This window comes from Pseudovibrio axinellae, assembly GCF_900110875.1.
GTDB classification, from domain to species: domain Bacteria; phylum Pseudomonadota; class Alphaproteobacteria; order Rhizobiales; family Stappiaceae; genus Pseudovibrio; species Pseudovibrio axinellae.
Map to the genome: position 1 here is coordinate 1 of NZ_FOFM01000031.1, position 10,125 is coordinate 10,125.

Here is a 10,125-nt window from a genome sequence, read left to right on the forward strand (position 1 = left end):
AAATACCCGCAGCCCATAACTCAAGCTGCGGCGTAATCGGAGCGGATCCACTTATAAAAGACGCTCACCTGTCCAAACAAACGGGACCACCTCTCCCTTTCTATTTCGTAATTACGCCCGATTTGATAAGCTCATCCACTTTTGGAAATTTGATGTCTCCAGGTCTAAAGTTGATGTCGTATGGGACCTTTTCATCTCTTATTAGGTTCGCCTCTCCAATATCGGCTATGGGCTTTTGAAAAGGCAGGCCGACCGATGCATAATAATCCCTAAATTTCAGTTCAGGTTCAATTGTTTGGGGTTGTACAAACACTGCTGGGCGACCAAGTGCATGCGCAAATATAATTCCGTGTAGCGATGAAGCATAGACCAACTCAGCACCTAAGATCTGCTCTGCAAGCGAGCGCGGAGTACAATCGATGTCACAAAACCGTATTTCCTTAGGCAAAGGCAGTAAGTTAAACCTTTCTCGATAGTGAGGAATGAATATCGCACCAGATGGTTTGGCTTCAGTGATGAGAGCGTTGGGAATAAGTTCCGAGATCAGCAACCCAGGATCATATAAGAACTCAAGATTTGACAGGTCGTATCCGGCTTTCTTAAACATCTCATAGCATATTGGACCTCTAAGTCCTTTCAATATAACATCATTTTTTCGCGCGGGCACTTCTTCAAATTTTGTCCCTGTTCCGCAAAGCCAATCTCCATCTTGCAAAGTGTGAGATATGGAGCCAACAAGAAGAAGACGATTCTTACCTTCGTTCAGATTATTGATTGCAATATCTTTCCCGTAAAGGTGCTTAATTAGCTCACGATTAAATATGTCGCCACAGTTACCGATTGTGAAAAAACCTGAAGGGTTCCGCCGCCTTATCTTTTTAAGAGAGTGCTTCCACTTCGGAATTATTCGGCCTTGCCAGTAAAAGGTTCTCAGTTCCATAAACCGCTCATTCTTATTTTTGCTAGTCCGTAATCCAAGTCATTAATTCCGTAGCTTAGAATCAGTTCGTCACCCTGCACTGATGCGCCGGAGAAATAGGTACATGACAGCAAGTTTTTGTTATGTTTCGTTTTCTCGCCCATTAGAGACTTAACCGAGTGAAACAACTTGACTGGGGATCTTTGCAAAGAAAAGTCGCTTCCACTTCTCTCAAACAGGCATGGGACTCCCCAATATAGTCGTTTTTTTCCTATCTGTGTTTTCTGATGGGCGACGAAAAGGTGTCTTCCATTCCGTAGCTCCACGAGTTGAGTCCCAATCGAAAAGTCAGGAATATCACCATGTTGTTTCTCGAATACCTTTTCAAATACCAGCTGTTTTTTATCAACCGGCCCAACGTTGCGGAGCACTGTTAGCGGATTGATACTATAAAGCGCAAAAAGTTCTCCATGACTAGCAAAGAATGCCCAGTTTTTCTCAACCCGATTGCGCGCATCATATATGATTTCTTTGGCGACTAAATCTTTGCTATCGAGGTCGGCTAAGTATAGTGAATTGTTCTCTTTACTGTAACCGCTGTTAAAGGTAACAAAAACTCGCTGATTAAAAAGGAACAACTTAGGGTCAGCGACTTTAGATAGCCCTGCCTCCAAAAAGTAACGGCTGAGGTTTCTCGATACCAACGGTTTTAGAGTTTTCGAACAAAGTACTGTATAAAATGCATCTATCGTTGAAGTTTGGGCAGACATTGCCCTAAATGCGATATAAATGCACCCCCCTTGTAGCAAAACACTTGGATTAAAAATGTTGGAGAGCTCTGGAAAAACCGTTTGCAAGACTTTCAATCGCCCGAATTGATGCCCTTTCAGGCTCTTGAAATTAAGCATCTTATTTGTCTACTTATCCTTTTTCTACGGCTTACTTTCGGCTGTTTTGCTCCGGTGTATTGTCTAAGATCACTATCAGGCACGATCGAGGTGTCCAGGTCCAGTATCTCTGCTGCGGCTTTGTTGTGGGCGTGTTTTCTTTCTAGAGGGCCCGTAAAGTGTAGGATGAACGGGCGTTCTCCCCGTTCAACATTTTCAAAACGGCTATTAAACGCACTATAGTGGTGGAGGTCAATTTTATCTTCGTACCCGCCCTCTAATGCCAAGTATATAAAGGCATCTTGGTCCCCATTCGAGAAAAACCCCAGTTCCTCTTTCCACCACTGCTTGACCTCCCTTAAATCGACTAATCTCGCTTGATTTAGAAAGCTCTTCGCATCTTCACAGCATTTAAGAACGAATGTTCCTGAGCTCAAATAGGTTTTAAGACTTTTGAAGTCAGGACTCTTACAAATGGAAATAAAACTATCGCCTTTGGGCAAGTAATCTCTAATATCTACGCCCATATCTAAAAAGAAAGCATCATCATCAATCCAGAACAAATAATCGTACTGATCGATATATGAGAGAATATATTCCAACTTGTTATAGTATTTATTTCTCTGCTTAGTAGGCCAACTACAGTGAATGTAAGTTAGATTATGCTTATCACAATAAACCTTATGATTAATATTTGATGGAAAGGTTGTAATTGGAAATCGACCCGAAATAACCGCTATGTTCATTGCATGCTCCTACAAACTCACTCAACCTTTTGAAAGGGCACGTGCTAACATTCAAGTCTCGTATGGCTTTTATACCCACCTACTAACAACAATTAAAAAACATTCAAGAGGTAATCCCTCGATGAATTGAGAAACTCTGGAGTAGAGTTAAGTCGCTAGTTCTAGTTTCTAGAGAGTATTATTCCGCCAAAATGTACTTTGAGTTGTCCGTTGTTGTAAGTACAGAACCGCTTTATCAACGACCATGCGACTAGTTCGATACTTATAACAACGCGGTCATTCGGTTTTCGATGCACCTAGCTGCAAAGTTCATCGATCATTGATCGACCTAATACCTCCGATTAACTTCGCCCGGGCATCTGACCACAAAAGCTTACTTGCTTGTGACAGTGCAGCTTGAGACATTGAGAAGCGCTTTTCAACCGGTGTTTCGATACCACGAAGGAGTGCTTTTAGGAGCCCGTTCTCCTCTTCAGGGTTGTATAGAAAACCTGTTTGGCCATCTTCAAGCAAGTCAACCAGCGCTCCGCGTTTAGGGGCAATGACTGGCTTACCGAAAGAAAGTGAAAGAAGTGCAGATCCCGATGTCAAGATATTCTTATAAGGCAATACGACGAAGTCAGCAGCGTTCATATAGTATTGAACATCGTCATCCTTTACCCATCCACAATAGGCTTGAATAAACAACTTTTCTTTAGCCACCATGGTAAGGTAATCACTATCCTCTTTCGAGGCACTCCCAGCAAGCGTGAGCGACGCATCCTTACCGGTTTCATTCAATTGACTAACAGCGCCGATAAGCTGATCTATTCCCTTATAAGGCCGCATGAAGCCTAGATTTAAGAACGATGTTACATTAGTCCTTAACTTAAATCTTTGGCGAGCAAGATGACGTGGCACAGCATTTTCATATACGTTGATATAACTACCGTGTTCAATTATCAAAACCTTGTCATGCTGAATTCCCAGTTCTTCGATGATTTTATTATTGTTTCTGCATGAGTGCATTATAACAATATCGGCTAGCTGTCCCAGCTCTTTACGTAAACGGAATTCAAGCTCGGGTTCAGGGCATTCATGCTCTTCCGCATTATGAATGGTCCATATTACCAGCCCGCCAAGCCTTTTAAAGCTGAAGCATTGCTGCAAAAACTCTTCAACTAGGTCATGTGCTGTTGTAGAGTTCTTGTTCTTCTTGAAAAGGGAATTAAGCCAATGAACGTGAAAGCAAACATCTTTCTGATTTGAGCTTTGTGCTGCTTCCAGTGCCTCATCAATGCACCCTGGCCGCGTTAAGTAGTGCTCTCCGTCTCTACCGTAAAAAAGTCTTTGATATGGATTCTGATAGCTAGGCCAATAGAGGATTTCTACGGGCTTATCTTGCAGTAAAGGATCAAACTGAGGCATAAAATCCGCCACTTTTGGGAGCGGTGAAAGCTCTTTGCCTATTCCTTTACTACCAAATAAATGGAAGAATTTTGACGTGAATTTATTAGTCATTTTAACACTTATGCAACAGAACGGCGTTGGCACTTTGGGCCGTATTAAGAGGTTTACTTACAGGGTCGTGGCGGCAGCATCATTCCAATGCCCGAATTAATATATCAATACAGCAATTTGATGTGGGACTGTTATGATCAAACCGTTTCGACATATTAATTTGAACGTATGCTGGGTCGTTGCAAATACACTTTTCGATGAAGCACACCGGACTAACTCTCAGATAGGCCATTTATGTCATATATCGACTTCGAAGGTCGCACAAAACAGCCTTTTGCGCTGCGCCCCAACATCAGGTTACACCTACTTACTTCCCGGTAATTCGCAGATACGGCTGCGGTGACTTTCCTAAGAAACCCCTCCAACTTCCAGTGCCTGAAAAGAGATTTTTAAGCGCTTTGAAGGTGATGCGTTTTGCTGACCTAGGGGATATCAGATAAACACAAGCCGCCAAGATAAGGCCCAATATCCCTCGCACAAATCTTCCAACGCTCTTAGGAAGGTATCTTTTTACCGCATAAAAAGAACCTTTCCTTTTTTTCGCAATCTGCGTAGCATTAGCTGCAGTCCGCTGACTGCGTTGGAGTTGCCAAGGCATCGTAAGTCGCTCTTCTGGCACCGTTTCATTCACCCAAGCATCATCGACCCACTTAATCGTGCCTCCCATATCAGTTAGACGATAGAAAAAATCGGTGTCACTTCCGCCAGTGAAACGAAGATTCTGATCAAATCGAGGATTGCAATCGTGCCTTTTATACCAGGTCGCATTCAACAGAGTGTTATTTGTTGCCGCGGTAAGAAGACGCGTTCCCCTCGCCTTTTCTTTAGGCTGGCTACAATCGAGCCAATCGGGTGTCGTAGAAGAATAAATATACCGCACTGGTCCCGTGATTGCAGCACAATCGAACTCACCCGCAGCCTCACGCATTGCTTCTAACCAACCGTCTGCCATCTCTTCATCATCATCGACAAACGCCATCCAATCTGCCCCTTGCTCTAGAGCAAAGTCCACGCCGCGTTGTCGCGCGAGCGGAATTCCTAAATTCCTCTCAATTAGATAGTGAATATTATTCGGGCGATCCCCGCGCTGAAAAGATGAAACGATGTCTCGGCAATGGTCTTGTTCATCGTTTTCAATAACTACGACGAAATCCTGATACTGAGAGGAGTTAATTTGAGGAAGCACCGATTGTATACATGACTTTAACATTTCGGGTCGTTTCCGGGTGCAAATCATGACTCCGATTTTTATTGGCTTATTCATGCAGAATCTCTTTGCTTACTTCCTACATACAACTGTATGGTAATACCTAATTCTCTGAAGGTTTTTGTATCAGAAACCTTTCTAGTGTGCACTTCAATTTATCATGCCATGATGCAATGATTGTGGTGTTCTTCTTACACCTTTAATGTGTAACATTTGATATTCATATTTTTTAAGCTTGCTCTTGGGAATAGACATATGGGGCAATAAGCGGTTGGTGACGTAACTCAGAAATTGTTCCGTCAATAACGAGCCAAATTTTCCCCGATCTCGGACCAGTTTCCAACGTGCGGAGATAACCTGGTTAACAAGGTATTGCTTTGCTTCCAATGAAATGTCCGTATTCTCAAGTTGATATAGAGCCGAAAGAAAGCGGTCATGGTGCTGCTGGTCTGTATTATTACTTAAGTTATTACCGTCTCTTGGTCGCAGCCAGTAGGTAGTATCATGTATATAAGCGAGCCGACTAGCTTCTGCACTTAACCTAAGCGCTAGTGATTGGTCTTGAATAAATATTCGCTCATCTGCTCCACCTACCCTGTTCCATAGCGCTGCGTCTGACAAGAAACCCATGTGAACAATTTTCTTACGAGCGCAGTAAGCAAGTGGGTCATGAGAAACAGTGACCATTACATTCTGATCGATCTGGCCGTCTGGTACGAACCCTCTTTGTGACCCCCCAAACACGACCGGGGCACCTTTGTCTCCCGAGACATCCAGTAACATTCGTGTACCATTCAATGGCAAGAAATCATCTGCATCCATAGGCAGAAAATAGCTACCATTTGCATGCTCTGCAGCCTGATTTATTCGGACTGAGGGGCCGCAGTTGGTTTGATTTGTGATGATCTTGATGCGCGGGTCAGATCTTGATTGTGCTTTAAGGTATTCGACGGATTGATCGGTAGAACAGTCATCTGCAAACACAAACTCTATATGCGCTCCCTCCAACCCAGACTGGTTTCTCAAACATGCCAGAGTTTCAGGAAGTTCCACTTCCTTGTTAAAAACTGTCAGTAAGTAACTGATTAAAGGTTTCAACGGCGGCATCCATAAAAGTTATAAGCTCGGTTAATGCCTAACGCTCTTTCTTAGATTTTTCAATCAATTGGTGCTGGTAAAATTTCGCTATTCTAATAAAGCGTGAAAAGGCATAGCAATACGCATCCACGATGCCCCACCCCCCATAAATGAAACCACGTCGCAATATGTAGCTTTTCATGAAAGCGATCGGAAATTCGGTCAACAACCGCAACGAAGATATCGTCCTCCCCCTATCGATCATGTCTTGAACCTGCATGTCTGAGTATCGATTAAACTTCTCTACTGAAAACTGGAGGGACCGTTGTGATCGGTGGTCAACCTTTCCCCTCAATTTTGCAATTTTTGAGCCCTCATATGGTCGTACAGTGTCATGAACACTTGAGGTAGAAAACCGACCTTTTTCCTTGTTATAGAGACGATATTGCCAGTACCCGTATGCCCATTTCTTCGCTGTCAGCTCATGAGGGAACACGTCAACAATATGGACCTTGTAAATGTCTTGAGAAGGTACCGGCGCAAAGAGCTTTTTTATTTCCTCTGCCAATTTTGGCGTGATCTCTTCGTCAGCATCTATATTCAAGAGCCAAGTGTTCTTGCATTGGTCTTCCGCATAGCGTTTTTGCTTCCCATAACCATCCCATTCATTGAAAAAGACTTTGGCTCCCGCCTGTTCAGCCAGAGATACCGTATTATCTGTGGACCCTGAATCGACGACAATAACCTCATCAACCCAATCCTTAACACTATTGATAGTTGGTCGAATTCGGTCTTGTTCGTCTTTCGTGATGATGAAAACGGAAACTGGTAGCTGTATGCTCAATTAAATTCACTCTGACTTTTGTTGGCGTGAGTTTGAGGGTGTTCGCACCTTATGTTTCGCGGGTAGCGCTAGAAATGCGCTAAGTCAATACGATCTATATAACCCTGACACCACATCAGTCAAAACACATTGCATAACCAAGTTTCGAAGGACCTATTGTCAAAAGTAATGCACGAGCCTTTCGTAAAGAGAGGTGGTCTCGTTTGTTCGGACAGGTAAACGTATTTTATAAGTGGATCCGCTCCGATTACGCTGCAACTTGAGTTATGGGCTGCGGGTGGGTGCTGTAAGCTATTCACGACCCCTGCAACAAGGCGAATATCCGATACATTTTTCCCGAGACAGTCCAGTCTGGAGTTGGTCTGTTTCATCTAGGGCTTCCCAAAAACTAACAGACAGATCATGGGGAAACTTTATTCATCTGCCTGATGAAATTGGAAACTTTTGAAACGTCACCTTCCAGGAAGCCAGAAGGAGCGCTAAGCACAAATTCTTGTACAGTTTTGGTGAAATGTGCCTGATCAAAAAATCCAGCCTCCGCAGCCAAAAGCGACAGGGGCAGTTCTTCACCAGAAAGTATGATTGAGACGATATAATTGAACTGTGTGATGCGAGAAAAATACTTAGGAGATACCCCAACTATCTTTTTAAACCGGCTCCTAAACGTCCTTTCAGGTATATTAAGCTCTTCGATCAGGTGCTTCAGTTTAATATCTCCATAGGCTTCTTCAATAAGGCGAACTGCTTTAACGACAAAGTCTGGCGCTGAAATCGCCTTGGCTGCTTGCCATTTGAGTGCTTGCTGCAAGCAAATGAGATAGTCATCTGTATCCTTGACACCGTTAAGCTTTGCCTGCAGTACAGCTGCAAACTCCGAAGCAGTTTCGCTCACCGGAGCAGTTCTGTTAACGAGCGTATCACCATAGATACCAAACAGCTCATAAAGTCCTGTTGCTGTGAATTCCGCGAGTATATGGCCTATATGTCCTTTCCAATGGACGCTTGCATTGGTTCTGTACAGCTGCCCGCTAAAATGGTTAACTGGAGGTTTCATTTGAGGGATCGTTTCACCAGCCACATCAACTGTCCCGATCCCCTTCCATATATGCCCCAGTAAAGGGTAACCCGTTGGAGGCGACTGAACAGTGAGTTCGTTAACTTTCTGATCTGCAACGTGGTATCCCTTAATGTAACGAGATAACTTAGGTGACGTAGGGTACTTTTTATAAATATTCATAAAACCCCTCATGGCTTGCCGTTTTTTACAAGACGCCTCATTCAGGTGTCGATAAAACGTACTCAGGCGCCAAAACCTTTGATCTCTTTATTCAAATGTACTTATCATCGAAAGATTAACCATAATAACACCTGCGATTGCCGTAGAGGTTTCCAGATAATACAACTTATGCGGCCGATTTGTTATCGCCTTTGTTAAGGCAGACGGGACTTAAAAATTACAGTCAGAGGTTTTGAAGGCAAAGCCCGTTGAGATTCATCTTGAATTTATCAGAGGGAGACAACCGCACATCATCGTCTCAAAGCAAATATCTGTCTTTTCAGAACGCCATACCTACCAAGTTTTTGTGTTGCCGTGGATGTCTGCTTCTCAGGGAGGGAGCGAATATCATGAACTATGCACAAGTCCCAAGAACCGAGAGAAATTAAGCTCTGGAACTGTTGTATTTGGGCGTGGCCCATACGACGAGTTCACACTTGCATTGGTGTGAGGTTCAACACAAGTGACTGAACCAAAGTGCCGTAGTCCGACAAGAACAAGCCGAGATTGCATCGCCAACGTGATCACAGTTTGTAGCCTATCACGCTCCAGATATCGTTACGGTACTATTTGAGGAGTGCGTTTCTGTCCTCCGCAAGCAGTATTTGTGGATTATCGAAACAACATTGCAGGAAGAAGGGGGAGCTGACAACCAGAACAGCATTTTGGAAAGCCCAAACGATAACCACGGCGTTTGTCGTTTTATTCGGTGACCGCTATTTGAAGCGAGCAAGTGTGCAAACATTGATACCTTGCACAAATTGCAGAGCAACACCTAGAGAATTGGGAAGAAAATGGATAACTACATTTCGTCAATTAATGAGCTAGAGGCGCTTTTTGTCAATCGTCACAATCTAAAGAGCTTTCATTACTTCACCGATGACGAAGGAATCTACAATCACTTCTGCAAATTGGTCGCCAAGTCGGTCGAATCGGATGAAGACCTAAGAAACGCATCGAATATTACCGAAGATGAATTACGTTTGCTAAACGACAAGTACAATCTCGATCTTACAGCTGCGTATATGAATGGACCAGAGTGTGGTTGTGGCCGGATAACCAATGGATATGACTTTATTGTGAATGCCGTATATAGACATGGGTCTGGGTTCCTAAGAAATCAAAAATCTACTTACGGTGCGCAATACATTATGCCAATGAGACGAGCCATGGACTATATAGTATGCACCAATTGCGGTGACTTGCTGGCATTGAAAGCAAAGACCACATATAAGGATTCGTCTAGCATCGACTCTTATGGACCGTGCACCAACGATGGTATCGCTGTCAGTGACGGTGCGGGCCAATAGTGTTCCATCCCTGAGCTTAATCGAGCGACATAACGCGAATTGGATTGTCACTATAAGAAAGGTCCGCACCATAAGGCGCGGACCCAATATTCGAATGTACAATTTGGAACCCATGAATTGGACTGGCCCTGACTTAGTGGCGAGACTCTATCTTGATCGGTGCCATCAACTTAACCTGAATTTGGCCGCAAGAGCTTTCACCATGCGGATTTCAAGCGTGAAGCATAGCTGCCTGTTTCCATTGTGAGAAAGCGTTGATGCGGTGGAGGTAAATGTCGATTGCAGAACGTTGGTGGCGAGGTGGAACGAACAGATTACGTAAGCCAGAGAAGGTTGCCAGAAATCTTTGAAGCTGGCCT

At 43.7% G+C, this 10,125-nt stretch carries 9 protein-coding genes; 1 reads left to right on the forward strand and 8 read right to left on the reverse strand.

From position 1 onward, the window contains the following. Positions 1 to 100 precede the first annotated feature (100 nt). From BMZ51_RS22490 to BMZ51_RS22525, 8 genes are all read right to left on the reverse strand, one after another. The gene (locus tag BMZ51_RS22490) at positions 101 to 940 is read right to left on the reverse strand and encodes a polysaccharide pyruvyl transferase family protein (protein WP_068008820.1); all 840 of its coding nucleotides are present in this window, start codon (positions 938 to 940) and stop codon (positions 101 to 103) included. Further along, positions 931 to 1,827, reverse strand: a complete 897-nt coding sequence (locus BMZ51_RS22495; protein ID WP_068008818.1) for a hypothetical protein — start codon at positions 1,825 to 1,827, stop codon at positions 931 to 933. The genes BMZ51_RS22490 and BMZ51_RS22495 overlap by 10 nt, the downstream gene beginning before the upstream one ends. Then, positions 1,806 to 2,552 (reverse strand): hypothetical protein, encoded by a 747-nt coding sequence (locus tag BMZ51_RS22500; protein ID WP_068008815.1) that lies wholly within the window; start codon positions 2,550 to 2,552, stop codon positions 1,806 to 1,808. The genes BMZ51_RS22495 and BMZ51_RS22500 overlap by 22 nt, the downstream gene beginning before the upstream one ends. A 309-nt stretch (positions 2,553 to 2,861) precedes the next feature. After that, the gene (locus BMZ51_RS22505; RefSeq protein ID WP_068008811.1) at positions 2,862 to 4,052 is read right to left on the reverse strand and encodes a glycosyltransferase family 4 protein; all 1,191 of its coding nucleotides are present in this window, start codon (positions 4,050 to 4,052) and stop codon (positions 2,862 to 2,864) included. A gap of 307 nt (positions 4,053 to 4,359) precedes the next feature. Then, complete coding sequence (locus BMZ51_RS22510) at positions 4,360 to 5,316, reverse strand: glycosyltransferase family 2 protein (protein WP_068008808.1); 957 nt, start codon at positions 5,314 to 5,316, stop codon at positions 4,360 to 4,362. Positions 5,317 to 5,409: 93 nt separating this feature from the next. Continuing rightward, positions 5,410 to 6,357 carry a glycosyltransferase family 2 protein gene (locus BMZ51_RS22515; RefSeq protein WP_074882360.1) on the reverse strand — a complete coding sequence of 316 codons (948 nt, stop codon included), beginning with the start codon at positions 6,355 to 6,357 and terminating at the stop codon, positions 5,410 to 5,412. Between the two features lie 37 nt (positions 6,358 to 6,394). Continuing rightward, entirely contained in the window at positions 6,395 to 7,180 is a 786-nt protein-coding gene (locus BMZ51_RS22520) for a glycosyltransferase family 2 protein (protein WP_068008801.1), read from the reverse strand. A gap of 400 nt (positions 7,181 to 7,580) precedes the next feature. Beyond that, positions 7,581 to 8,417, reverse strand: a complete 837-nt coding sequence (locus BMZ51_RS22525) for an AraC family transcriptional regulator (RefSeq protein WP_074882358.1) — start codon at positions 8,415 to 8,417, stop codon at positions 7,581 to 7,583. Between the two features lie 833 nt (positions 8,418 to 9,250). Here BMZ51_RS22525 and BMZ51_RS22530 point away from each other — a divergent pair. Further along, entirely contained in the window at positions 9,251 to 9,766 is a 516-nt protein-coding gene (locus tag BMZ51_RS22530; protein ID WP_068008029.1) for a hypothetical protein, read from the forward strand. Positions 9,767 to 10,125 lie beyond the last annotated feature (359 nt).